Here is a 23,712-nt window from a genome sequence, read left to right on the forward strand (position 1 = left end):
CTTATTCAACTGTTGAGCGACTGTTCATTCTTTAGTATCTTTATTTTGCTGTTTGGTTGCTTGAGTTGGCTTGGCTGAAACTTTTTTGGGTTTCAGGTTGGAAGAATCCAGCCGTTGCTCGCCAAATGTTTTGTAGGCAAGTAGGAATAAACTGCTCGTTATTGGAATCGATGTGATCCCTCCAACAGCTATTTCAAATTCTGAAAGTGACATAGAAATTACGCGAGAATTCTAACTTCAACACGCACTGCTCAGTCTTGTATTCAGGATGACGCTTCTTTGTAGTTCAAAAATTACAGACAAGAAGTCTGAAGGGTTCAGTTTGCAAAATTTGGGTTGAACTCTGGATTGTTGGAGCCATAGCGAGTGGAGGGGCGCAAAACACGGCGGCGCTCAACCACACATCGAACTGTGGTCTGATGGGCTTGTGCAATCGCATCAACAAGGCCTATCGGCCATTCTGAACCGCAGCGCATTTCAGCTTCCATCACCGATGCATCAAGGTTGGCGAGACGGGTCGATTTGCGGGACATCAGAAGACAGATGCAAATTGGAACGAATCAACACCAGTTATTGACCGGTGTAAAGGAGTGGAACAATGGAAATCAATATTGATTTTCACTCTTATAAACGCCTGCCTGACTCTTGAACCTGGAGGGAAGAAGAGTCAGGTGACGCCCAATAAATCCGACAGCATCGAATTCATTGTGTGAACAGCTCCGGCTGGAATGAACTGTCCTGATCAATGTTCGCTGCTTCAATGGAAAGAGATGCTGCCTATGCCGCAAGAGCGGCATAGTTTTGATCTAGTCAGACGTGACCGATGTCATCTCAGGCACGAATGAATCGCGGTTTATTTCTCTATCGATGAGCGCACTGATGTTGCCACTCGCGATGAACTCCCGAAGTCAAGCTGCCAAGTCTTTATTGGGGAAACTAGGCGGTGAAGGATGCCGTGGAGACCTCAACGGTATTTGTTATGTCTGTTGAAAGCTAGATCCTCTCTCTTCCTTGCTTAGAGCATTGCAGGTGGCAATTTCTCTCGGTTCAGGATATTCATTCCGATTTCAATATTCCTCTTCTGGGAAGCTTGGGATCATTCCAGTTTGGTTCTTTGTAATTTATTGTCGAGTCGCTCTTTGACCAATTCTGCAAAGTCGCAGTAACTGATGTCTTCCGTTTTTGTGTCGCTCATGATTTCCTGAGCCTCTTTCATTAAATAGTCGTATGTGGTCTTGTCAGTCGTTCTGTTCGCCAGATCAATAATGTGAGCAAATGCTTCGATGTTGGTCATGATTGTAGTGTATTCTCACCAAAAATAGCTGGTATGAGTTTCATGGCTTGCCTTAAAGTTTACCGACAATTGATCGCATTGATACGCTGATTGTTGGCTGAAAATTCTACGGAGTGTGAGATTTGAGCGCTCGCCTATTGGCTTGCGGTTGTCTGCATGAAGTCTGGAAATGCTTTTTGATAGGCTGCCTTTCGCGTGTTGTCAGCTTGTCTTTTTGTATGATAACTTGCTCAAGAATTGAGCTCTGAGTGATACTTGGCTTTTGCAAGTTGCTGTCTTCGTCGTTAATTTTGTGGTCCTATTTTAAGGCTTTTGCTTATCTGCTCGTGCTTTGCTTCGTATGAGAAAACTTGTGGCCCTATTATTTGATTTCGCGATGCAGCGTCATCTTGTTGAGCTGAGGGCAGAATTTCATGAGCTCAAGTCGTTCAGGATTATTCCTTCGATTCTTGGTGGTGGTGTATCGCGACACGCCGGGTGTTCGCTTTTCCGAAGCTGATGCTGTTCTGCATTCTGTGCATTCGAGAGTTACGATAATACGAACGCCTTTGCTCTTGGCCATAACGATTTGACACTTTGTTTAGGGTATGGGTGACTGGACTGACCCCTCCGGTTGAGAAGAGGAGTCAGTTGTAACCCCAGCGCGATGACCCGGATAAGTCATCGGATTGAAGGTGCCTCGCGAGTACCTTCAAATCCACAATGCCTATATTCACGCAGAGAATTTGTGCAAACGAGGTGTTGGCAGAGCTCAAATGAAACGAGGCCTTGTCGCAGAGTTGTCAATGAACAAAGCCGTATCGCTGGACTGACTCTTCGTCGCTCAAGAAGAAGAGTCAGTTCTGCTCCAGCGCCCGATGGCTCGCCAGAATCATCGGGTTGAAGAGGTGCTGTCAAGCTTCCCTTCGCAAAAACAATGACCTGGGCCAATGAAAAGTGCCGTTCCGATGAGGCAATCAACTTGTCCAAATGAAACGGGGCTCAGTTGCAATGCCACTCATCTCAATAGAGGAAACGCCGGACTGACTCCTCCTGCGACGAAGAAGCCAGTTGGTGTACCAGCGCCCGATGGCACGATCAGCCATCGATTTGGATGCTTCTCCAAGCGTCCTACCTCACTATTGCCTTGTTCCTTCTGGCCGTTGTTCCAATGCGTCACTGGAGTGGTTCAAAAGAGTCAAGGCCTTGTATCAACGAACTTGGCACTCCCATGCGTTGCCTCTGTCGCTTATTCGAGAAAATAACTCTCATGCAGGCCAGTTTTGGCATTTACTTTCTTTTTGATTTTTGCTCAAGGCTGCTTGCCTAGCGACCTGGTGTTCTTGTTGATGCAGCTGTTTTAAAGGCATCTTTGCGCAGTTCTGTGCGCGTATTTAGGGCATCGATGGCCTTCGATCAGGACCACGTATCTGGCCCAGTCGAGATGATGACATCAGGGGATCCGCATGGGTCATGAGCTGCCGCAGCGGTCAGTCGGTTTCGGGCCGAATCACCAGAGAGGATGGGACTCCAGAGGTCTGGGATTGCCGTTGTCTTCTGCTTCAGCTCTGCCGCCGCTGCGCTTGGCCGTCGTCGGCCATGTCGAGTGGGTGGAATTTCTGGCGGTGGATCAATTGCCCCGTCCCGGTGCTATCGGTCACGCTTTGCGGACCCTGCAGGAACCCGCAGGTGGTGGTGCCGTCACTGCTGTGCAGATGGCACGGTTGCAGCGGCAGCCTGTCCAGTTCTTTACAGCCCTTGGCCGCGATTCGCTCGGACAAGCCTGCGTTAACCGGCTCGAGCGTCTGGGCGTTGAGGTGCATGTCGCCTGGAGAGAGGCGCCAACCCGGCGGGGCCTGAGCTTGGTCGATGGCGAGGGAGACCGGGCGATCACCGTGATCGGCGAGCGGCTGACCCCATCACTCGACGACGATCTTCCTTGGCAGGCCCTCGGCGAGTGCGACGGCCTCTTCGTCACGGCAGCTGATGCGCCTTTGTTGAAAGCCTGCCGATCTGCTGCTGTCCTGGCCGCGACTCCGCGGGTTCGATTGCCTGTGCTTCAGGAGGCCAAGGTGTGCCTCGACGCTTTGATTGGCAGTGGGCTTGATCCGGGTGAACGCGTGGAGCCGGATCAGTTGAATCCAGCTCCTCAAACTCTCCTTCGCACAGAGGGTGCCGCAGGAGGGCTCAGTCTTCCGGGCGGGCGCTACGAACCAGCGCCACTTCCGGGGCCCATGGTGGAGAGCTATGGCTGCGGTGACAGCTTTGCAGCGGGGGTGGTCACAGCCCTTGCTGCCCGCTGGTCCTTGGCGGAGGCCATTGCTTTGGGTGCTCAGTGTGGTGCGGCATGTGCCACGCGCTTTGGACCCTACGGCTAGTCAACTTGGACGGTTCACCTATCACCTTGCTCAGTGATTCCCTCCAAAGCCATGGGGCTGTTGTCGGCGTTAAGCGGCTCGGCTTTGTCGTTTTGAACGTCAGATTTCGGAGGGTGGCAGCGCACGGGAGGCGCTAAATGCCGCGAAGATGGCTGGATAAGTCTGTTTTTCAATGGCACCCAGTGAAAGAGAGATCCTCGCCGCATCAGCAGGCTGGGTCGCCGTCACCTTGAACGTGGTTCCGGGTTTAGGCGCTGGTTACCTCTATCAACGCCGCTGGAAGGCGTACTGGATCACATCTGCTCTGGCAACGACCTGGTTCGTACTCGGTGCAGTTCTTGGACAAGGAGCAGAAGCTGGTGAAGACATCCAAAACCAATTGATTGGCTTACTCGGACTCGTCGCTCTTGCTGCTGGAACGGCAGTTGAAGCCGGGCTCGCCGCGAAGAAATCTCGTGAGCAGAACTAAGACGGGTTGAGGCAACACAACTCTCAGTTGAGCTTCAGAACAGATCTGAAAAATGCTCTTGAACTGGTAGAGCAACGAGACATACGAACCAGGTGACCCCTCTTCCCTCCTGGTTTTTTGATTGCTTAAGCAGAGCTGGCAACACGCAGGGCAGTCGCGTTAAACCTCTGTATCAAGACACTCACGTTGCCCTGTTCCTATTGGAGCAACTGGTTGCAGCACGACGAGCCAATGTCCCTGAAGCGTTCAGACGGTGGTTGTCAGGCAGGGTGTAAAACCTTGGAGAATCAGCGGTGGAGGAGCTTTTGCTGGACTGGCTCAACTCGTTTCTGTCCATAGACGAGCAGCGCAGGCTGTTGGGTTGGCACCTGGGGGTAAGCCTCCTGCTAGACACCCTCGGCCAACAAAACCAGTGGTTAACGTTTCTTCATATCCGGTTCAACGTCTCGTGCTTTCAGGTCTTTTCCCTCTCGCTTACGCCGCCGTCTTGACGTGCTTGCTTCTCCAAGCGTTTCGGATGATGCGTCTTTCGTCTGCGTCGGCGGTTAGCGCTCCGAGCGACCGAACAGGGCTGAAAACCATTCATCCAGAGCTGTTGGATGAGAACGGTGTGATGACCAACGAAGAGCTATGGGCTGTGCGTTTCTCTGACAAGCAAGGTGTTGTACTTCCTGAGGCTTGAGCATGACCATTGATTCCCGATACAGGGCAGGATGCTGGGTCGCTGCCTGGGGGAAAGCCTTGAACCAGGCGGGGGATGCGAAGCCCCGAAATCTGGCAAAACAACCCACCTGATGGGGGAGGAAATTTCCAGCTGGAATGGCGATGGTGTGTTTATGGGGTGAGAGTCCTACACGTCACACGCATTGCATGAAGCTTTTCAAATCGATCGCTGCTCATGCTGCTGTTAACTCTTGCTATCTAGGTCAACCAAGGCTTGCAGAATCTGCAGTAGACCAGGGTTAAGCATTGGACGATGAATTACCTCGTCAGGTAAGTCTCTCGTCGGGAAGCCTGATTGATGCACATTGTCTGAAAGCAATGCAAGCCCTTTCGGGGAAAAGCAGGGGGCGTCGATTGTTGTGATCCGGCTACCGACAAGAACCTCATACGGTTATCACCAATATCGGTGATCTTGATCACAGAACCAATTCGAATATAATGAAACTATCGAAGAACGCGATTGGACCGCAGGTCACGACGCGAGATTCACTCATAACCAAGGAGAACACAATGAGCCGGCGAGGAATTCATCCACTACTCATGGGTCTTGATCGCCCCGAACGATCAGTTGCCCCCAGACACCCATTGCAAACATCCGGACTGGAGTCAGCGCAACGAAAGCGTTACCTCCGTTCAGAAGCCGAAAAATCCGAGACATCAACTCCCGTTGAGGGATGAAGCCTAACCAACTTCAATGCCACTCCCCCCGTCAGAAATGGATGGGGTTCTTTGTTGTTTAAAGAACCCCATCCATTTATGCTCGATCCTTCCTCAAGATACTCGCATTGACCTGCTTCCAGTGTTATTGCTAGGTACAAAGGAACAGGCGTTGCGGTGAGTCGAGCGAGTCTTGACCTCAGAAAGCTCTTGTCAATAGCACTTTTTGCTGCTGCCCTATCGCTTTTATCTGCAGCGAAGTCGGTTGAGGATAAAGGAACCTGCTATTTTAACTCAAACGGAATGCCATGTTGTGTTTCTCATGACCCTTTTGCTTTGACGATGCATTGGTCTGATGGTGTGACCGAGACCTAATAGCCATCAAGGCGATGTATTTCTGCAAGTGACTGATCTACGAGGCGGCTAAAAAGTGATTTATGCGGAACCCAGTGCCCCGTCGCTTTTGTGGACGTAAGCAATGTTTCGTGATTTGTTTGATGAAGTCGCTTCCGTGGATTATTCCCTCTCTCTTGCTGGAGAACACTCTGTGAAGCCTGTCTCGTTTTGAAGGGCTTTGTTTGATGCTCCAAGCACAGGAATGCTTTCCGCTTGCTTAAAGGATCGGAAGGGCCATAATAGCTTGCTGCCACATCTCGTCTGGGTGCAGCTGCAGATGTAGCGAGGCCCCTTCAGCCCTTTTTGATCCCATTCCAACAAGATTTCATCCAGAGGAATATTCTTCTGGATGAAGCGCTTGGTTGCTGGTTGTTGTTGCCAAGTTCTCCGTTGTTCGATGAAGAGAGCACAGGCGATGACGAAGATCAAGGCGGGTGGAATGTATGCAAATTTCATGTGTGTTCAGTGGTTTTGGTTCTCCCGATCGAGGCTGCTTGCATAACGGCCGATCAGCACGCCCATCACGGCAGCGAGGTAGAGCGGTCCGGCGACGCTGGTGGCCACACTCACCATGCGAGAAAGGGGCAGCATCGGACTGATGTCTCCGAAACCAACGGTGGTTAGGCATACAAATGCGTAGTAATTGAGTGCCGAGAAGATTCGGGCGCTGGCCAGAACGCTTGTTTCGCTGGTGCTAGCCAGTTCCAAGGGCTCAAAGCTGCCGGGTTGGATGGTTTCGAGGGCACTCATGACCAGCCCTGCGGTGAGTCCGATATGGAGATACCCCGCTGTGGCGCCCATCAGCAGCGCTTCGGTGACGCGTTTTGTGCTGGCCAATCGTGTCACCAGACGGATGACGCTCCAGCCCACCAGCACGCTCCAGCTCAGGGCCAGCGGCATGCCGCTGTAGATCAGTTCCAGGGGCGTGAGAAGCCAGAGCCACATGGTGGCAACGGCAACAAGTCCCAGTCCGCGGTACAACACATCGCTCCAATCCGGAGCGTTGCTGCTCCCCACCATCACCTGCGTCAGCAGCAAGACGATCAGTGAGTAGCCGATGTAAGTCGCCCAGACCAGGCGAGGGAAGGCGAAGCCCACGGTGGCGATCAAGGTGCAGAGCAGCAGAAGCTTCAGCTGTGTGTCATCACGCCGCAAGATTCGCTGAACCAGTCCCACCAGCACCTTGGTCACTGCGGTTGCCCTTAGGTTCGGCTGCTAGCGACCGCTGTCAAGCGTTGCTCCATCCAAGAGGGAGAGCTGCTGATGTCTGTTCTTTTGAGGGGTTGGCCTGAGCGGTTGGCATTCCCACGGCTCGGGTGGTGATGGCGTGAGCATCGGCTCGAGGGCACGACGATGTGCACCATCCCCAGGTTCGAGCCAGATGCTTTCCAGCCCGTCGGGAATGATCACCGGCATTCGATCGTGCAACGGTTCGATCAGGCTGTTCGGACGAGTTGTGATCACGCAGCAGGTCTCGACTTCACTGCCATCGGGTCCGATCCAGCGGTCCCAGACACCGGCGAGCCAGAACAGTTGCCGGTCTCTGCGACGGATCAGATGCCCCTTCTCAAAAAAACCCGTGCTGGGAAGAAGACAGCGGTGATGACGCCACGGACCGCGAAAGGAGGCCTTCTCAGCAATGGTTTCCGCGCGTGCGTTAATCGGCCGGTGTGACTCAAGTGGGTCTTTGACCCAGCCCGGCAACAGCCCCCAAAGCATGTGGGAAAGACGATCTGCTCCGTGTTCACGCCGCATGGCTAGCACCGGCTCATGTGGGCGAATCAGGTCGCGGGGGGCGTAATGGGCCAGCCATGCGCCGTCGTCCGGCCGGAGCCAGCTGTTCAGCACCCGCTGAAGCTCAGCGCGAGACGTGTCGAGGCGATAGCGACCGCACATGGTTTCGCATTCTCCTCAACACACTGATGATGCCTCGATAAATCTCCTTCTGGCTTGGCCTATTCCGCAAAATTGCCTCAACGCTGGTGCAGCGTTCCTGATTTCACTGGTCTGACGCCGCTTCGACTGATCACGACGGTTTCGGAATCCTTGCAATGCAGCGGTGAAGTGATTGTCGGTGATCCCTGCGAGCTCCTGCTGATGCAGTGGGTTTGGTTCGCAGGCCAGGAGGAGAAGCATTTTTTGCTCAGCCCTGAGCAACGTTGGATCTGGTTGTGTTCAAGGGACCGTCGGGAGCTGCATCACTTTTATGGACGGGATGCCCGCAACGCTTTTTTTAAGTTTTCTGGTGAATGTCCTCGAAGTGTGCACATCAACTGGCCTGGGTTCCCTGCCGCGTCGATTCCGCATTTGCATCACCAGCCTGTGTTGGTCCCGATGCGACCGTTCAATGAATACTGCACTACCCATTTCGGCCATTTTGTTGTGGAGTTGCTTCCGTTGCTCTTGGTTGCGGAGTTGTTGTCTCTGCCCCTCTTGGTGAGCCGGCCACTGCCCCCATGGGCTGTGGATTTAATGGACGGAGTTGGCGTAAGCCAACTCCGCAACTACTGCCTGCCGGTTTCCCCTGCGTCGTCTGTTTCCGCAGAGCTGGGCCGTGCTGAGATCCGGCTGCACAGTCTTCAGGCGCGGTTGCTGCGGGTGCAGCCAGCATTGGCGGCGGCTCTACTGCGAGGTCTTTCGATGCAGTCGCCGACCCCCCAGATTGTGTCTTGCGAAGAGCGCTTGCATGTAGATGTGCTTAGCCGTCAGCGGTTATCGCGTCATCACCGATGGACCAATGAAGAGGCCCTCTACACCGGTTTGCGGACACACTTTTATCACCAACTATCTCCTGAGACCTTGGGCGTAGTGGGTCTGCGGGAGCGGTTGTGCGATCGCGATGTTGCGGTCGTTGTGGCTGCTATCGGTTCTGCCGTTTATCAGCTGTTTCTAAATCGCACATTTGGATGTGTGGTGGTTCTGCTCTGTGGAGATTTCGATCCCGAAGCCCCATCGAAATGGTTTTCTACCTTTGCTCCTTTTAAGCATCGCTTCTGGTTGCTGTATCGGAGTGGCTCTGATGTCACGGACTGGAATGCACCCTTCGTTCATCACCCCGAACATGTGGACCGCGCTGTTTCGATTGCTGCTGTAGGGCAGCGATGGAGCTGTCGTAGTCCCATTCCTCTGGCAGATGACATTCACTTGTTGCCACCAGAGGCTCCATTGGGATCCATGCCGTCCTTTGGCATCGACTTCGACTAATGAGCCGTTCGGTTCTCACACCCGTTGGTTGCGAGAGATCCCTCGTAGCGTGGCAAGACTTTCAGGCCATCCATGCCGATCCGCCAGGACGACAACCAGCCGAACCGTCGCTTCGGGATCATCAATCTGGTGCTGATTGGCTTCGGGGTGCTGCTGTTGCTCAGCAGCTTCATTCCCAGCAATGGCATGCAGCAGGTGCCTCGAGTTCCTTACTCGCTGTTTATTGACCAGGTCAATGACGGTGCGGTGAAGCGGGCGTTCATCACGCAGGACCAGATCCGCTACGAGCTGAGTGATCCCGAAGAGGGCACGCCTCCGGTGCTGGCCACCACGCCGATTTTCGACATGGATCTGCCTCAGCGCCTGGAGACCAAGGGCGTTGAATTTGCTGCAGCCCCCCCGAAGAAGCCCAACATCTTCACCACCATTCTGAGCTGGGTGGTGCCCCCCTTGATCTTCATCCTGGTGCTTCAGTTCTTCGCCCGCCGTTCGATGGGTGGTGGAGCGCAGGGAGCTTTGAGCTTCACCAAGAGCAAAGCCAAGGTGTATGTGCCCGATGAGGAGTCGCGGATCACCTTCGCTGATGTGGCGGGTGTTGATGAGGCCAAGCAAGAACTCACGGAGATTGTTGATTTCCTGAAGCGGCCAGAGCGTTATGCCGAGATCGGGGCACGTATTCCAAAAGGGGTGTTGCTCGTCGGCCCCCCTGGCACTGGCAAGACCCTCCTGTCCAAGGCCGTCGCTGGCGAAGCGGAGGTGCCGTTCTTCATCATTTCCGGTTCGGAGTTCGTGGAACTCTTTGTTGGTGCCGGTGCCGCCCGTGTTCGGGATTTGTTTGAAGAAGCGAAGAAGAAGGCGCCTTGCATCATTTTTATTGACGAACTCGATGCCATCGGCAAGAGCCGTTCGGGCTCGATGGGTGTCGTCGGAGGCAATGACGAACGGGAGCAGACCCTCAACCAGCTGCTCACCGAGATGGATGGTTTCACCGCTCAGGACAAGCCAGTGATTGTTCTGGCGGCCACCAACCAGCCTGAGGTGCTGGATGCTGCTCTGCTGCGTCCCGGTCGTTTCGACCGTCAGGTGTTGGTCGACCGTCCGGATCTCTCGGGCCGGAAAACCATCCTCGAGATCTATGCCAAGAAGGTGAAGTTGGCACCGGGGGTTGACCTCGACAGCGTTGCTCAGGCCACCAGCGGTTTTGCTGGAGCTGATCTCGCCAACCTGGTGAACGAAGCTGCCTTGCTGGCGGCTCGTGCAATGCGCACCAGCGTCGAGCAGCAAGACCTGGGAGAGGCGATCGAACGGGTGGTGGCTGGATTGGAGAAAAAGAGCCGGGTGTTGCAGGACGATGAGAAGAAGGTGGTCGCGTATCACGAAGTGGGCCACGCGATCGTGGGTCACCTCATGCCAGGCGGCAGCAAAGTTGCCAAGATCTCGATCGTTCCGCGCGGCATGAGTGCCCTCGGTTACACGTTGCAGCTGCCCACAGAGGAGCGTTTCCTCAATTCCAAGGAGGAACTGCAGGGTCAGATTGCAACGCTGCTGGGTGGTCGCTCCGCGGAGGAGATTGTGTTCGGCAAGATCACCACAGGGGCTGCGAATGACCTGCAGCGGGCCACCGATCTGGCGGAGCAGATGGTGGGCACCTACGGCATGAGTGACACCCTTGGTCCACTCGCTTACGACAAGCAGGGGGGAGGTCGTTTCCTCGGAGGCGGCAACAATCCACGGCGGTCTGTGAGCGATGCCACGGCCCAAGCCATTGATAAAGAGGTTCGCGGGCTTGTGGATCAGGCTCACGATGATGCGCTTGCCATCCTTAGGGAGAACATGGCGTTGCTCGAGACGATCGCCCAGAAGATCCTTGAAAAAGAGGTCATCGAGGGTGATGACCTCAAGCACATGCTCGAAGCGAGTGTGTTGCCGTCAGGCGTGACCGCTTGACGGCAACGGGCCTCATCCCCGATAACAGTCCTTTGAACCGTCGCGATGGCTACCGCTTCTGCGGGTGTTGCTGCTGTCCTGTCTCCGCTTTGCGGGCGTGATTTCCTGTCATCAGCGGATTGTTCCGCTGATGAAACAGCGGCGCTGCTGGATCTGGCTGCACAACTGAAGAGCGGCGATCGTCGGATTGATCTCGGCAACCGTGTGCTGGGTTTGATCTTCAGTAAGGCGTCCACGCGAACCCGTGTCAGTTTTCAGGTGGCGATGGCTCGCCTCGGCGGCCAGACGGTTGACCTCAACCCTTCTGTGACGCAGCTCGGACGCGGAGAGCCTCTTGAAGACACGGCCCGCGTCCTCAGTCGTTACTGCGACGTGCTGGCGATCCGAACCTTCGCTCAGCAGGAGCTGATGGACTATGCCCACTGGGCGTCCGTGCCAGTGATCAATGCCCTGACCGATCTAGAGCATCCCTGCCAGGCCTTGGCTGACTTCCTCACCATGCAGGAAGCCCATGGTGATCTTCCCGGTCAGACCCTTGCCTATGTGGGCGATGGGAACAATGTCGCCCACTCCCTGATGCTGTGCGGCGCCTTGTTGGGGGTGAATGTGCGGATCGGCTGTCCGGAGGGTTTCGAGCCTTTGCCGGGAGTTCTTGAGCAGGCCCGATCCCTGGCTCAGCACGGGGCATCCATTGATGTGGTGACAGACCCCCGTGAAGCTGTTGCAGGCGCACAGGCCGTTTACACCGACGTATGGGCCTCGATGGGCCAGGAAGACGAGCAGATGCAGCGGGAGCAGGCCTTTGCCGGCTTCTGTGTGGATCAACCGCTGATGGACCATGCGTCTGCTGATGCGATTGTTTTGCACTGCCTGCCTGCCCACCGCGGTGAGGAAATCAGCCCTGAGGTGATGGAGGGGGCAGCAAGCCGCATCTTCGATCAAGCAGAAAACCGTCTGCATGCGCAGCAGGCCCTGCTGGCGGTGTTGATGGGTGGTCTGTGACCGTGATGCGGCATTTGCTAACGCTGTTGCTGGTCAGCGCTAGCGCGGAGGCGGCGGTGCACGCGACCAACAAGGATCAGCAGAGCACCATTGCCCGATGGACCGGAGAAAAGATCTGCGAGATGGGTGTAGATGCCTTTTATGCGTTGCCGGACCCTGAGCTGAAAATCATGTATGAGCAAGACACGTCGATGCTCTACGAGGACATCCCCACTGCACCGAATGATCAGGTGAAAGCCCGCATCACTGGGCAATTGATGGGTTATCTGATGGCTGCTTGCCCGCAACAGCTTGAGAACTACAAAAACCGCTGAAGAGCTTCGCGATGCGCAAGGAACGGTGCTGGGTCTGGTTCAAAGGGGGGTTGTCGGAGGAGGGGCATTGGATGTCGGGCTGGGTGGCGACGCAAACCGATGAACCGGGGTTGTTAATCGAGCATCCCGGTTACGTGACCTGCCGGGTCCCTGAATGGCGCGTGGTCTTCAAGGAACCCAAAGATCTCAATGTGGGGCCGAGCATCCCCGACGCTGCGGTATGGAAGCTGGTTTGATCTAATCCAGCGGTTGCGTAGCAAGACGAGGAACGGTACAAATGTATTGCCCGAACCTTTTCCGCGGTGACCCGTGCCCTTCAGGAGCCTCTCACCACTGCTCAGCAGGAGCTTTACGACTGGCTAGCGGATTACATCGGCACGCACCGTCACAGTCCATCGATTCGCCAGATGATGCAGGCGATGGGGCTGCGATCCCCCGCTCCCATCCAAAGCCGATTGCGTCATCTCCAGCAGAAAGGATGGATCACCTGGCAGGAAGGCCAGGCCCGCACCCTGCAGCTGCTGGGAGACATGGTGGGTGCCGCGGGGATTCCCGTGCTGGGGGCTGTTGCTGCTGGTGGTCTCGTCACGGCCTTTGATGACGTGCAGGAGCATCTCGACTTAGCGCCGGTGCTGGAGACCCGTGGCTTGTTTGCGCTGACGGTGAATGGGGATTCGATGGTCGATTCCCACATCGCCGACGGAGATGTGGTGTTGATGGAGCCCGTGCACGATCCCCAGCGGTTGCGCAACGGAACAGTGGTCAGCGCGTTGGTGGCCGGCAGCGGCACCACGCTCAAGCACTTCCATCGCCAAGGAGCAACGGTGGTTCTTGAAGCTGCCAATCCCGCTTATCAACCGATTGAGCTTCCGGCTGAACAGGTGGAGGTGCAGGGCCGTCTTGTTGCCGTCTGGCGTCAGGTCTGAAGCCCTTGCGGTGTAAGCTGTCACACGACGAACGGCGGTTTTGAAGCCACCACGTCGTAATGGGGCCATAGCTCAGCTGGTAGAGCACCTGCATGGCATGCAGGGGGTCAGGAGTTCGAGTCTCCTTGGCTCCATTGAATGAGAGAAAGCCCGGCGGAAGCCGGGCTATGTATTGCACCCTCACGCCGCTTTCGGCAGGCCTGCTCACGCTCAATCGCGTGAGCCTCACAGCGATCTCGCCCAAGGCCCCCATTGGTCGCGGGCAACGAAAGCCAGCCAACGACAGCACGCCCTAAAGAGCTTGTATCACTCTGCTTTCCATGCTTCTCATGGTGATTTAAATCCAGGTGAAAACTTCTGAAGAGAAAGCTTAAGGAAATATAATTACCTAGTTTAGTAATATGTAGCAACGTCATTGTCTCCTTGGAAAAGCTGCTTAAGTGCCCCCATGTTTGATGGAGTTGGGTGTGGCTACTTTGCAGAAATCACAGGCTTGCTTTCTTCACTGGACGGTTCGCAAAGTTGCGGACCGGCTCTATGCGGTTGCGGCCACAATTGATGGAGATCAATATGATTTTGTGGGCAATTTCAAAAGTGTGCGTGAAGCCCAGAATGCAGGTCGGCGTTACGCTTCAGATCTTGTTCACAACTCGCTCTCTGGAGGCCGTCTGGCCTTTAAGTAGATCATTGTTGTGCGAATGGTCTTCTGTGAGTTAGCGCAGCTTTTGCATGATCAGAAAGCTTGCTCAAGATTTCAAGGACGGAAGCATGCCTCCCTCGTGAGTTGGGATGCTCTATGTCCGCTGTTTAATTGAATTTAAGCAATAGCACCGCTTCGATTCCCTAGCGGAGATTATGGACCTCTCATGAATATCCTTTCGGCCACCTTTTGGTGACATGCCATCAATGCCTATGCGCATGGATCTTGTTGAATCAAGCAATGTCAACTGGATGGTTCAGGCGAATACAGAAAAGTTGTAGTTTTGGCTACTCGGATGAAGCTCGATGACGAGATCCGCGGTTTGCAATTGCCTCCGATAAATTATTTGAAATGTAAAGGTCACTATGAATGATTCAAGCCGGTTGCTTGTTCCATCCCATCTTGCGGAAACTTTGCGGTATCGGCAATACAAATTGAGAAAAACAGCCTCACTCCACCGATTGGCCATGCAAGTTGCGACTGGAGAACGCGATAACGTCGGATTTTTGAATAGTCCGTTGGAGGCTTTGGAGTAAGGTCACGAAATCGGGCTCCACTACTGCCTTTGATTTTTGTCTTGTGATCTCATGCCACTTTGGCGCGATTGGTCGACTGGTTGTGCATATCAAAGCTGATCATTTCTCCTTGGAATCCTCCTATTCAGGGATTTTTTGTCCTGCTTCCGTGTGGCTTCGTATGTACTCCCAGGCCTCCTCTGCGGTGTCAGAAAAATGAATGAGTTCCAAGTCATCGTCTGAAATCAAGCCGGTTTCTGTTAGGTATTCAAAATCCACCAGTCGCGTCCAGAAGTTCTGTCCGAATAGGACGATTGGCATGCTTCCTTTTGTTCCAACTTGCCGTAAGGTCAGAAGTTCGAAGAGTTCGTCGAGTGTGCCAAAGCCACCTGGAAAGAGAATAGCTCCAACAGAGCGCATGACAAAATGAAATTTTCGAAGAGAGAAATAGTTGAACTTAAAGCAAAGCTCTGGTGTGATGTAGGGATTGGGGTGTTGTTCAAATGGTAGCGAGATGTTGAGCCCAATTGATCGGCATCCTGCTTCGAACGCGCCACGATTTGCCGCTTCCATGATTCCTGGCCCACCGCCGGTCACGATCACATGTGATGAGCACCCGTTGTTTTGATCACTGTTTGCTTGGCCGTGCTGAGAGGCTAGAAAGGCGAATTTTTGGGCTGAATCGTAAAAACGAGACAGTTCCAGTAAATGTTGATGATGAATGACCTTCCTCTTTAAGGCTGTTGACTTTGGATTTTTGCTTAAGCATTTTTCTGCTTCTTTCAATCTCTGTGCTGCAGTTTCTCTATCAACGATTCTGGCTCCACCAAAAACAATAATGGTCGATTCAATGCCGGCTGTTTCTAGACCCAGATCAGGTTTGGTGATTTCAAGAAGCATGCGCACCCCTCGCATGGCGTTGCTGTTCAGCAACGTTGGGTCTTCGTGCGCAATCCTGTAGGTGGGTGATTTCAGAATCGCGTCCAGATTTGATGTTTGAGTGTTGACTTGATCAGCGACTTGAGCCATGTGTTGATACTCCGGGTTTGTTTTCATGATTCAGAGAATGTTGGCTGCCAGTTCTGCTAGTTCACTTCGCTCCCCTTTCGTGAGGGTCATGTGACCCACCAGGGGCTGATCTTTGAGCTTGTCGACCAGCCATGTGAGCCCGTTGCATTCAGCGTCGACATAGGGGTTGTCGATTTGATACGGATCACCCGTGAAAACAACTTTTGTTCCTTCTCCAACCCGAGTGACGATCGTCTTCACTTCCAATGGAGTCAGGTTTTGAGCCTCATCCACCACAAGGAACTGATTTGGAATCGAGCGGCCCCGAATCGTGTTGATGGCTTCAACCTCCAGTAAGCCCATTCCTTGAAGGTCAGCCCAGGCGTTGCGTGGTTCTCGGTTCTTCTGTCTCTTCGTCTGGTCAGACTTGTCGCCAGGAGCGGCGCCGGTGATGAAGTCAATGTTGTCAATGATCGGCTTCATCCAGGGGCCGAGCTTCTCCTCAAGTGTGCCGGGCAGGTAGCCAATGTCTTTCCCGAGTGATATCGGAGGACGCGTCACCAACAGCCGTGTGTATTGGTGGGTATCGGCGACCTGGTGCAAACCCGCTGCAAGGGCCAGCATGGTTTTTCCCGTCCCTGCCTTGCCAACCAAGGTCACAAGGGCGATTGATGGATCGAGAAGTAAGTCAAGGGAAAAACTTTGTTCCCGGTTTCTCGCTTTGATGCGCCCTAAGTGGGATCGCTTCAGCCAGTGCAGCGGTTTGAGGGTTTTACTGGTCCCTTGAAGCCGGGTAAGCAGTGTGTGGCTGTTGTTTTGTTGATCCACCATCACGACGCCTTCATTGGGTGTGAGTTGCTCTCCCTCAATAGTTCCTAATGACGCGATGGAGAGTTGATCTTCGTCAAGCAGTGTCTTCATCGTTTCAGCATCCGCGTTGAGTTCACGGAAGCCTGTGTAGAGGTTGTCGATTGAGACGTTGTCGTTGATGTAGTCCTCAGCCTGGAGCCCTACAGCATCTGCTTTGATTCTTAGATTGATGTCTTTGCTAATGAGGACAACTTCCGGTGCATCTTTGAGTCCGCTGCATTGGCTCTGCTCGAGCGCTACCGCGAGGATGTTGTTGTCTCCTCCTCCTCCCTGCAGCTCGACGGGTAAGTCTTTCAGGGCATTTGCCTGACAGAACACCACCTGCAGAATTCCATTGGTGTTGCCCTCGATCGCAACGCCATCGGCCAGGCTTCCCCGCCGGCGGTACGCATCCAGGAGTCTGGCAACTCGTCGGGCATTCCTTCCCCTCTCAGAGTGATCTTTTTTGAATCGATCGATCTCTTCGATAACCTGCATTGGGATCACAACTCTCAGATCCCCAAAACGCTTTGGTGCATCTGGGTCGTGTAGAAGCACGTTGGTGTCTAGAACGACAATTTTCTCTTTCATTTGACTTTTGCTTGTTTGCTTTATGTCGAATGTAGATTTAATTCTTCTGTTATTCATTCAAGCAAGTTTCAAAACTCGCTCCCAGTCGTGAGTGTTTGGGATGCTTAGGCCTTGCCTTTCAGTTTCTCTTTTAAGGAGGTTCCCAGGTACTTGTTCTTTTTGTCGTTGGGATGATTTCGAGCCAGCCAGGTCGTTGCGCTGTTGTTGATACTGTCCCTCATTTTTCCTCTCTCGGCTGTATCTTCTCTACTCCTTTCATGGTTTAACGCAATAGGTACTTAACCTGTTGCGTAACATTCGCAGTGATGTGCTCCATGGTGGATTGTTGACGTGGGTGACTTGGCCTCCATTCTTTTTGTTTCTTAGATCTATTCGAGATGCAATCTTGCTCAGGTTTTTGTCTGTTCTTGATTGTTATTCAAATGTTCAAATTGTGATTCGTTCGGTCTCCCGCTTTTAATCGGCCTTCTTATGGGCATGGGTGTCTGGATTCAGGTGCGCTGTTTGCTCGCTTCTTGCGTGTTGGTGGATCAACAAGCTTTCAGGATGGTGTTGTCTCGGATCCTGACCATCGCGCCAGGGGGTGAACAACAGGAAATTTCCTGCCACCAGGCCTGCCGTCACGATCACGGCGGCGAGTTGCTCCAGCTGTTCAATCTCCATTCCTGCATTGTCACGCTCCCTTGAGCTGTAAGCAGGTCTGGATCAAGGACGGTGAAGCCGACTGATCAAGGGCAAGCGGTGACCCGTTTGCGGGTTGAGGTTCAGCTCTGCCTGCTCTGCCAGGCAGAGGGCAGCCCCCACCAACAGCGTGACGACGGCGAGACAGTGGGTCAACTTGAACTGCCGTTGTTGCTTGCGGAAAATACAGCGGGTCATCCCTAGACCTTGCTTCTCACCCTGGTTTAACTGTGTATTTCGCTTGAAAATGAAGCGTTCGCCTAGTGGTGTATGGGAACCCTCTGAGTTGATCAGTTTCAGGTTTCCTGAGGCTTTTCCAGATCGCGGCGGATGAGGGCCAGCAGGTAGGAGGGAGATTTGTAGCGGGTAGGAAGGCAGCGGTTCAGCGTTTCCAGATGTCCCCAGCAGACGGTGCGTTCAATGTCTTGAGCTGTTTTTCCCTGCTGGAGGAGACGCCTCAGTGCCTTGCAATACATCGGATAGCCCGCCTCTAATTCACCGATGGTGAGTTTCGCCTGAGGCATGGAACCACTGAAGCCTTTTCCAACCTATGCCCCCGTGGGTCAGGCTCAGGTCCCAAGCCAAGCGACACAGTCGATTTCCACCCGTGCTCCCTTGGGTAGCGCTGCCACTTGAACGCAGGCCCGTGCAGGGCTGACACCGCTTCCAAACACCTCGGCGTAAATGCCATTAACGGTTTGAAAGTCACCGAGGTCCGCCAGGAAGACCGTGGTGCGCACCACCTGAGCAGGGGTAGCACCGGCTTCGCTCAACACAGCGACCATGTTTTTCAGAACCTGCTTGGTTTCCGCGGCAACATCACCGTTTCCCACCATCTCGCCAGTGCTTGGATCGAGCGGAATTTGCCCTGAGCAGTAGAGCCACTCGCCTGCAAGAACGGCCTGGTTGTAGGGCCCAACCGGTGCAGGTGCGTCTTCGGTGGTAATGGCCTTGGCGCTCATGGGGAGAGTCTTCACAGCGATCACCAGATCATCGCCGTTGACGATCCCGTTTCTGGCGATCTGTCACGCCGGCCGCCACTGATCCTTGTGGTTGCGCAGTTCTCCTAACTCCGTGGCCGTCTTGGCCTGCATGAACAGGTTGGTGCGACGTTCCAACCCGATGCTGCTGGGAAGGCTGAGGCCGCCTGTGGAGCGAAGGGCCTGAACCTCCCGCAAACGGTCGGCCAACACCGTTTCGTCAGGCCGTTGCTCAACAGCCCATTTCAGGTTGGCCTCGGTGTACTCGTGGGCGCAACAAACCTTGGTTTCCTCGGGGAGTTCGGCCAGCTTCCGTAAGGCCTGATGCATCTGTTCGGCTGTGCCTTCGAAGAGACGGCCACAGCCAGCCCCAAACAAGGTGTCGCCGCAGAACAAAACAGGGCCCATGACCGCGTCCTGCGACTTCGGGATGAAGAAAGCGATGTGGGCCCTGGTGTGGGCGGCCACATCCAGTACATCCACCTGTACCCCCAACACGGTGATCCGGTCACCATCCCGCACCGGCATGGTCTGGAAAGGAATCCGCTCCCGGTCATCTCTGGATGCCATGACCTCGGCTTTGGGCCATCGCTTCAGCAGCTCCGGTGTTCCACCGATGTGGTCGGCATGGTGATGGGTCTGGAGCACAGCGACCAGGTTCAACTGGCGTTGCTCCAGCCAGTCACGCACCGGAGAGGCCATGGCGGGGTCGATCACCACGGCCTCTGCTCCCCTCACCCAGACCCAGATCACGTTGTCCTGCAGCACCGGCAGGGCATGAAGTGAGGAATGCATCGTTAAAGTCCTGCCTGGTTAACCGGTCAGCGCTGGACCCATGATCACCGTCGCGTTGGCCAAGGGAGCGCTGCTTAAGGATTCGGTCGCCCGATTTGCAGCAGCCGGCCTGGATTTCTCAGCAGTTCTCGACAAGAACAATCGCCAGCTCATGGTGCCCACCCCCTGCGGACGTGCCCGGGCCCTGTTGGTTCGCAATGGTGATGTGCCCACTTATGTGGCCTACGGCCAGGCCCAACTGGGCGTGGTGGGATACGACGTGCTCAAGGAGCATCAGCTCCCCGTCGCCCAACTGGTGGATCTTGGCTTTGGAGGATGCCGCATGTCCGTGGCGGTTCAGGAGAGCAGTGGTTACACCCGTGCTGCTGATCTGCCGCCCCATTGCCGGGTGGCCAGCAAATTCACCCACTGCGCCCGGGAATATTTCGATGCACTCGATCTTCCCGTCGAGTTGGTGCACCTCAATGGTTCGGTGGAGCTGGGGCCGATCACAGGGATGTCGGAGGCGATTGTGGATCTGGTCGCGACCGGTCGAACCCTGCGGGACAACGGCTTGGTCGCTATCGAAGACCTCTTCCAGTCGACGGCTCGACTGGTGGGGCACCCCCTGTCCGTTCGCCTGGACAACGGCCCCCTGGCCTCCATCGTGGAAGCGATCCGCGCAGCAGGAACACCCGTCGGGAGCTCCAGCTGATGGGAGCTGTCGCGGACTGGCGCAGGGTCCGTCGTCTGGGCCGTTATCTCGTTCGAGATCGCAGGCGGCTTCTGGTCGCCCTGCTGTTGCTGGTTCCCTTGGCTTTTGCCGGAGCTCTGCAGCCCGTGCTGCTGGGGCAGGCCGTCAGCGTCCTGCGTGGAGAGCCGAGTCTCCCTTGGCTGTCGGGGTTGAGTCTTTCCGAATCGATTCGCGTCATCATCGGGCTCTATTTCGTCTCGGTGTTGCTGCGGCTCGGCCTGCAGGGTGTGCAGACCTTCAGCATCCAGGCCGTCGGTCAACGTCTCACCGCGCGCATCCGCGACGACCTCTTCGAACATTCCCTGTCTCTGTCGCTGCGCTTCCACGACCGCATGCCGGTGGGCAAGTTGCTCACACGGCTCACCAGTGATGTGGATGCCCTGGCTGAGGTGTTTGCAAGTGGTGCCGTGGGAGTGCTCAGTGATCTGGTGAGCCTGCTGGTGCTGGCTTCAACGATGTTGTTCATCGAGTGGAGGCTGGGGCTGCTGCTGTTGTTCACGCAGGTGCCCGTCACCCTGGCCGTGATTTGGCTGCAGCGTCGCTACCGAAAGGCCAACTATCGCGTTCGTGAAGAGCTTTCGCAGCTCAATGCCGACTTCCAAGAGAACCTCCAGGGCCTTGAGGTGGTTCAGATGTATGGCCGTGAAACGGTCAACAGTGCCCGCTTCCTGCGCACCGGAAAGGATTACCGCAGCGCTGTGAACGGAACGATCTTCTACGACAGCAGCATCTCAGCCTTTTTGGAATGGGTGGCTCTGGCCGCCATTGCCCTGGTTCTGGCCCTTGGCGGCTTGATGGTGACCAATGGCGCAATGGGCTTGGGCACCCTCACCACCTTCATCCTTGCCTCCCAGCGACTGTTCGACCCTCTGCGTCAGCTGGCCGAGCGTTTCACCCAGATTCAGGGTGGCCTAACGGCTGTGGAACGCATTGGCGAGTTGATGGAGGAGCCCCTCGAGATTGCTGAGGCAGACGGTGCGCGTCCTCACGTTGCTGGCGGTGGCGGCGAAGTGATCTTTGAGAACGTGAGCTTTGCCTACCGTCCGGATGATCCGATCCTCCGCAACCTTTCCTTCCGCATCGCTCCTGGAGAGCATGTGGCGCTGGTGGGCCCCACGGGGTCGGGCAAGAGCACCATCATTCGTTTGTTGTGCCGCCTGTATGAACCTCAGCAGGGGCGCATCCTTCTGGATGGACGTGACATTCGCACGATCCCGATGGCCGATCTCCGCCGTGAACTGGGGGTCGTGCTGCAAGACACCTTCCTGTTCAGCGGCAATGTGGCTGACAATCTGCGGCTTAATGCTGCGGTGAGTGATCAGGAGCTTGTTCAGGTTTGTGCTGATCTCGGGCTCAACGATCTGTTGTCCCGACTTCCCAAGGGGCTGGAGACGGAATTGCGCGAGCGTGGCGGCAATCTCTCGTCAGGAGAACGGCAATTGCTGGCCGTGGCCCGTGTGGCGATCCGCAATCCAACGGTGTTGGTGATGGATGAGGCCACCGCCTTCATGGATCCCTCAACCGAGGCAACACTCCAGGCCGATCTTGACCGTCTGTTGCAGAAGCGCACCGCCATCGTGATTGCCCATCGCTTGGCCACGGTGGAAGCCTCCGATCGCATCCTTGTGCTGCGTCGGGGTGAACTGATTGAACAGGGCACCCATCATGAGCTCAGGGCTCGAGGTGGGCTCTATGCACAGCTCGCAGAGCTGCAGGAGCGGGGGTTGGCGCGCCTGTGATTGGCTCCTCCCTGCCCATCCCAGCAGAACCCCTACTGCAGCAGTACGGCCAGGGGGCTCGTCTCTGCCCCTGTGCCAATGAACAGCTCACCTTGGTGTTCAGCCAGGAGTATCCCTTTGATCTGGTGGAGCTCGAGCAACTGCTGGAGGCGGTTGGCTGGAGTCGACGGCCCATTCGCCGGGTGCGCAAAGCGCTCACCCACAGCCTGCTCAAGGTGGGCCTGTGGCGTCACGATCCCAGGATCCCCCGGTTGGTGGGTTTTGCGCGTTGCACCGGCGATGGTGTGTTCGAAGCCACCGTCTGGGATGTTGCCGTGCACCCCCTCTACCAGGGAAATGGTCTGGGCAAACAGATGATGTCCTACATCCTCGACGCTCTCGATCAGATGGGCACGGAGCGCGTCAGCTTGTTCGCTGACCCTGGTGTCGTGAACTTCTATCAAGGCCAGGGTTGGAATCTGGAGCCTCAGGGCCATCGCTGTGCCTTCTGGTACGCCAGCTGAGCGAATTATCTAGCGCTGATAGATCCGCAACAGCTGATCCGTTGATCGTCCTTGACGCCACAGCCACCGCAGCCGAGCGTTGCGCCAGGCCTGCATCAGCACACTCCGATGCTGCCAGCGCGCAGCGCTCGTCAGCAGGGCACAGTTCAATGAGCGAATGGTCGCAACCTTGCTGAGGCGTTCCATCAGGTCCAGGTCTTCCATCAGAGCCAGGGGCCGGTAGCCGCCGATGCGCTGATACAGCTCACGGTGAATTAACAGCCCTTGGTCTCCGTAGGGACGCTGCAGCCACCGACTGCGCAGGTTCACCATCCGCTCCAGCAGCCACAGCATCGGGCGCGCCTCCTTATCCACTTTGAAGTCGAAGGCCCAGGCACTGAAGCGGGCGTCCGACGTTCTCAACATCTGCTCCACCCTGTGGTGCCAGTTGCCGGGGAGTCGGCTGTCGGCATGCAGCACCAGCACCCAGGCATGACAGCTGTGGTCAATGCCCCAGCGCAGTTGGGGACCCCGTCCTGACGTTGGGCTTTCCAGCACGGTTGCACCCGCCAGGTGAGCCACGTGGCGGGTCTGATCCGCGCTTCCGCCGTCAGAGACGACGATCTCCAACTCCCCTGGCCAGCACTGAAGATCCGCAAGCAGCAACGGCAGCCTGCTGGCCTCCTCCAGGGTCGGAATCACAACGCTCAGCCCTGCCATGGACTCAGATCGCTCCAGTGATCCAGATCATTCCGCCTGGGCAGGAGAGTGCTGGAGAGCTGATGCGCTCTGGCAGCTGTCAGCGTCTCCTCCAGCACCGACGGTCCTCCCCAGGGAATGCCATTCAGCGGCCAGTGCTGCGGGCTGCGGATCAGGTTCCCCCCGATCCCCAGCAACCAGTAGCCCCCATCCGAGGCTGGCCCCAGCACCAAGTCGTGGTGTTCCAACTGCTCGATGGCCTGCTTCAAGTCATCGGAATTGAGTTCGGGCAGATCTGTTCCGATCACAAGGGAGGGCATGCCAAAGCGATGGCCGTGCATCAACTGCCGCCGCAATCGTGTGCCGAGTTGCCCTCTCCCCTGCAGCCGCACGAGCGGAAGCCCCAGCTGCTGCCTCCAGCGTTCCGCTGCGCTGGGCCCGAGGCCGCTCACCGCCAGCACTGGCTCGAACGCCATCGCGTCGGCGAGGCCGCGCACCACAGCTGAGGTGTGCTGGGTCAGACGCGTCTGGATCCGCGTGGCGCGTTCGCTGCTGTTGGGCAAGCCCAGCGTGTTGCGGAGATCGCGGGCTAAACGGCGTTTGCATCGGCCCGGTGATGGCCAGCGGGCCATCACGATGATCTGCAGCATC

Annotated in this window: 28 protein-coding genes and 1 tRNA gene; 13 read left to right on the forward strand and 16 right to left on the reverse strand. The window is 55.7% G+C overall.

From position 1 onward, the window contains the following. Positions 1-24 precede the first annotated feature (24 nt). The 4 genes from SynPROSU1_RS05035 to rpmG all read right to left on the reverse strand — a co-directional run bounded on the left by SynPROSU1_RS05035 (position 25) and on the right by rpmG (position 1,856). A complete protein-coding gene (locus SynPROSU1_RS05035) occupies positions 25-213 on the reverse strand; it encodes a hypothetical protein (RefSeq protein WP_186571774.1) in 189 nt (62 codons plus the stop codon). Positions 214-317: 104 nt separating this feature from the next. Further along, positions 318-533: a hypothetical protein gene (locus SynPROSU1_RS05040; RefSeq protein ID WP_186571776.1), complete on the reverse strand. Its 216-nt coding sequence runs from the start codon at positions 531-533 to the stop codon at positions 318-320. Positions 534-1,096: 563 nt separating this feature from the next. Beyond that, on the reverse strand, positions 1,097-1,294 hold the full coding sequence (locus tag SynPROSU1_RS05045) for a hypothetical protein (RefSeq protein WP_186571778.1): 198 nt from the start codon (positions 1,292-1,294) through the stop codon (positions 1,097-1,099). 361 nt (positions 1,295-1,655) lie between these two features. Beyond that, positions 1,656-1,856 (reverse strand): 50S ribosomal protein L33, encoded by a 201-nt coding sequence (gene rpmG / locus SynPROSU1_RS05050; protein ID WP_186571780.1) that lies wholly within the window; start codon positions 1,854-1,856, stop codon positions 1,656-1,658. A 961-nt stretch (positions 1,857-2,817) separates the two neighbouring features. Here rpmG and SynPROSU1_RS05055 point away from each other — a divergent pair. The 3 genes from SynPROSU1_RS05055 (at position 2,818) to SynPROSU1_RS05065 (ending at position 4,802) form a co-directional block, all read left to right on the forward strand. Further along, positions 2,818-3,651, forward strand: coding sequence for a PfkB family carbohydrate kinase (locus SynPROSU1_RS05055; RefSeq protein WP_255444805.1), 834 nt, complete (start codon positions 2,818-2,820; stop codon positions 3,649-3,651). 172 nt (positions 3,652-3,823) lie between these two features. Then, positions 3,824-4,120: a hypothetical protein gene (locus SynPROSU1_RS05060; protein WP_186571784.1), complete on the forward strand. Its 297-nt coding sequence runs from the start codon at positions 3,824-3,826 to the stop codon at positions 4,118-4,120. Between the two features lie 448 nt (positions 4,121-4,568). Continuing rightward, positions 4,569-4,802, forward strand: a complete 234-nt coding sequence (locus tag SynPROSU1_RS05065; RefSeq protein WP_186572254.1) for a DUF2973 domain-containing protein — start codon at positions 4,569-4,571, stop codon at positions 4,800-4,802. A 1,214-nt stretch (positions 4,803-6,016) separates the two neighbouring features. Here SynPROSU1_RS05065 and SynPROSU1_RS05070 read toward each other — a convergent pair. The 3 genes from SynPROSU1_RS05070 to SynPROSU1_RS05080 are packed head-to-tail and all read right to left on the reverse strand — an operon-like array spanning position 6,017 to position 7,792. Next, a complete protein-coding gene (locus tag SynPROSU1_RS05070; RefSeq protein WP_186571786.1) occupies positions 6,017-6,352 on the reverse strand; it encodes a hypothetical protein in 336 nt (111 codons plus the stop codon). A 6-nt stretch (positions 6,353-6,358) separates the two neighbouring features. Then, positions 6,359-7,087, reverse strand: coding sequence for a potassium channel family protein (locus SynPROSU1_RS05075; RefSeq protein ID WP_186571788.1), 729 nt, complete (start codon positions 7,085-7,087; stop codon positions 6,359-6,361). A gap of 24 nt (positions 7,088-7,111) precedes the next feature. Further along, positions 7,112-7,792 carry an SOS response-associated peptidase gene (locus tag SynPROSU1_RS05080; protein WP_186571790.1) on the reverse strand — a complete coding sequence of 227 codons (681 nt, stop codon included), beginning with the start codon at positions 7,790-7,792 and terminating at the stop codon, positions 7,112-7,114. Positions 7,793-7,846: 54 nt separating this feature from the next. Here SynPROSU1_RS05080 and SynPROSU1_RS05085 point away from each other — a divergent pair, with 54 nt between their 5' ends. The 7 genes from SynPROSU1_RS05085 to SynPROSU1_RS05115 all read left to right on the forward strand — a co-directional run bounded on the left by SynPROSU1_RS05085 (position 7,847) and on the right by SynPROSU1_RS05115 (position 13,423). Next, positions 7,847-9,100: a glycosyltransferase 61 family protein gene (locus tag SynPROSU1_RS05085; protein ID WP_186571792.1), complete on the forward strand. Its 1,254-nt coding sequence runs from the start codon at positions 7,847-7,849 to the stop codon at positions 9,098-9,100. 72 nt (positions 9,101-9,172) lie between these two features. Beyond that, positions 9,173-11,047 (forward strand): ATP-dependent zinc metalloprotease FtsH, encoded by a 1,875-nt coding sequence (gene ftsH / locus SynPROSU1_RS05090; RefSeq protein ID WP_186571798.1) that lies wholly within the window; start codon positions 9,173-9,175, stop codon positions 11,045-11,047. A 45-nt stretch (positions 11,048-11,092) separates the two neighbouring features. Then, entirely contained in the window at positions 11,093-12,049 is a 957-nt protein-coding gene (gene argF / locus SynPROSU1_RS05095; protein WP_186571800.1) for an ornithine carbamoyltransferase, read from the forward strand. 5 nt (positions 12,050-12,054) lie between these two features. Continuing rightward, positions 12,055-12,363 carry a hypothetical protein gene (locus SynPROSU1_RS05100; protein WP_186571801.1) on the forward strand — a complete coding sequence of 103 codons (309 nt, stop codon included), beginning with the start codon at positions 12,055-12,057 and terminating at the stop codon, positions 12,361-12,363. An 11-nt stretch (positions 12,364-12,374) separates the two neighbouring features. After that, positions 12,375-12,599 carry a hypothetical protein gene (locus SynPROSU1_RS05105; protein WP_186571802.1) on the forward strand — a complete coding sequence of 75 codons (225 nt, stop codon included), beginning with the start codon at positions 12,375-12,377 and terminating at the stop codon, positions 12,597-12,599. A gap of 66 nt (positions 12,600-12,665) precedes the next feature. Further along, positions 12,666-13,289, forward strand: coding sequence for a transcriptional repressor LexA (lexA, locus tag SynPROSU1_RS05110; protein ID WP_186571803.1), 624 nt, complete (start codon positions 12,666-12,668; stop codon positions 13,287-13,289). 61 nt (positions 13,290-13,350) lie between these two features. Further along, positions 13,351-13,423, forward strand: a tRNA-Ala gene (locus SynPROSU1_RS05115). A gap of 1,222 nt (positions 13,424-14,645) precedes the next feature. Here the strand turns inward: SynPROSU1_RS05115 and SynPROSU1_RS05125 are convergent. The 7 genes from SynPROSU1_RS05125 to gloB all read right to left on the reverse strand — a co-directional run bounded on the left by SynPROSU1_RS05125 (position 14,646) and on the right by gloB (position 19,408). Then, the gene (locus tag SynPROSU1_RS05125) at positions 14,646-15,533 is read right to left on the reverse strand and encodes an LOG family protein (RefSeq protein WP_255444807.1); all 888 of its coding nucleotides are present in this window, start codon (positions 15,531-15,533) and stop codon (positions 14,646-14,648) included. Positions 15,534-15,563: 30 nt separating this feature from the next. After that, positions 15,564-16,952 carry a PhoH family protein gene (locus tag SynPROSU1_RS05130; RefSeq protein WP_186572256.1) on the reverse strand — a complete coding sequence of 463 codons (1,389 nt, stop codon included), beginning with the start codon at positions 16,950-16,952 and terminating at the stop codon, positions 15,564-15,566. Positions 16,953-17,408: 456 nt separating this feature from the next. Further along, on the reverse strand, positions 17,409-17,615 hold the full coding sequence (locus SynPROSU1_RS05135) for a hypothetical protein (RefSeq protein ID WP_186572441.1): 207 nt from the start codon (positions 17,613-17,615) through the stop codon (positions 17,409-17,411). Positions 17,616-17,657: 42 nt separating this feature from the next. Continuing rightward, on the reverse strand, positions 17,658-17,831 hold the full coding sequence (locus tag SynPROSU1_RS05140) for a hypothetical protein (protein ID WP_186571805.1): 174 nt from the start codon (positions 17,829-17,831) through the stop codon (positions 17,658-17,660). A gap of 98 nt (positions 17,832-17,929) precedes the next feature. Then, positions 17,930-18,157, reverse strand: a complete 228-nt coding sequence (locus SynPROSU1_RS05145; protein WP_115023604.1) for a DUF3136 domain-containing protein — start codon at positions 18,155-18,157, stop codon at positions 17,930-17,932. A 45-nt stretch (positions 18,158-18,202) separates the two neighbouring features. Further along, positions 18,203-18,595 (reverse strand): RidA family protein, encoded by a 393-nt coding sequence (locus tag SynPROSU1_RS05150; RefSeq protein ID WP_186571806.1) that lies wholly within the window; start codon positions 18,593-18,595, stop codon positions 18,203-18,205. A gap of 63 nt (positions 18,596-18,658) precedes the next feature. Next, complete coding sequence (gloB, locus tag SynPROSU1_RS05155; protein ID WP_186571807.1) at positions 18,659-19,408, reverse strand: hydroxyacylglutathione hydrolase; 750 nt, start codon at positions 19,406-19,408, stop codon at positions 18,659-18,661. A gap of 40 nt (positions 19,409-19,448) precedes the next feature. On the opposite strand from gloB, the gene hisG reads away from it, so the two are divergent. Genes hisG through SynPROSU1_RS05170 form a run of 3 tightly spaced genes read left to right on the forward strand, consistent with a single transcriptional unit; the run spans position 19,449 to position 22,383 of the window. Further along, positions 19,449-20,102, forward strand: a complete 654-nt coding sequence (gene hisG, locus SynPROSU1_RS05160; protein WP_186571812.1) for an ATP phosphoribosyltransferase — start codon at positions 19,449-19,451, stop codon at positions 20,100-20,102. Beyond that, positions 20,102-21,880 (forward strand): ABC transporter ATP-binding protein, encoded by a 1,779-nt coding sequence (locus SynPROSU1_RS05165; RefSeq protein WP_186571814.1) that lies wholly within the window; start codon positions 20,102-20,104, stop codon positions 21,878-21,880. The genes hisG and SynPROSU1_RS05165 overlap by 1 nt, the downstream gene beginning before the upstream one ends. Beyond that, positions 21,880-22,383: a GNAT family N-acetyltransferase gene (locus tag SynPROSU1_RS05170; RefSeq protein ID WP_186572257.1), complete on the forward strand. Its 504-nt coding sequence runs from the start codon at positions 21,880-21,882 to the stop codon at positions 22,381-22,383. Before SynPROSU1_RS05165 ends, SynPROSU1_RS05170 begins: the two co-directional genes overlap by 1 nt. A gap of 9 nt (positions 22,384-22,392) precedes the next feature. Here the strand turns inward: SynPROSU1_RS05170 and SynPROSU1_RS05175 are convergent, their stop codons facing one another. Beyond that, a complete protein-coding gene (locus SynPROSU1_RS05175) occupies positions 22,393-23,082 on the reverse strand; it encodes a TIGR04283 family arsenosugar biosynthesis glycosyltransferase (protein WP_186571816.1) in 690 nt (229 codons plus the stop codon). Next, positions 23,070-23,711 carry a TIGR04282 family arsenosugar biosynthesis glycosyltransferase gene (locus SynPROSU1_RS05180; RefSeq protein WP_255444808.1) on the reverse strand — a complete coding sequence of 214 codons (642 nt, stop codon included), beginning with the start codon at positions 23,709-23,711 and terminating at the stop codon, positions 23,070-23,072. The genes SynPROSU1_RS05175 and SynPROSU1_RS05180 overlap by 13 nt, the downstream gene beginning before the upstream one ends. Position 23,712: the final 1 nt, after the last annotated feature.

Origin of the sequence: Synechococcus sp. PROS-U-1, from assembly GCF_014279755.1 — a bacterium.
GTDB lineage: Bacteria > Cyanobacteriota > Cyanobacteriia > PCC-6307 > Cyanobiaceae > Parasynechococcus.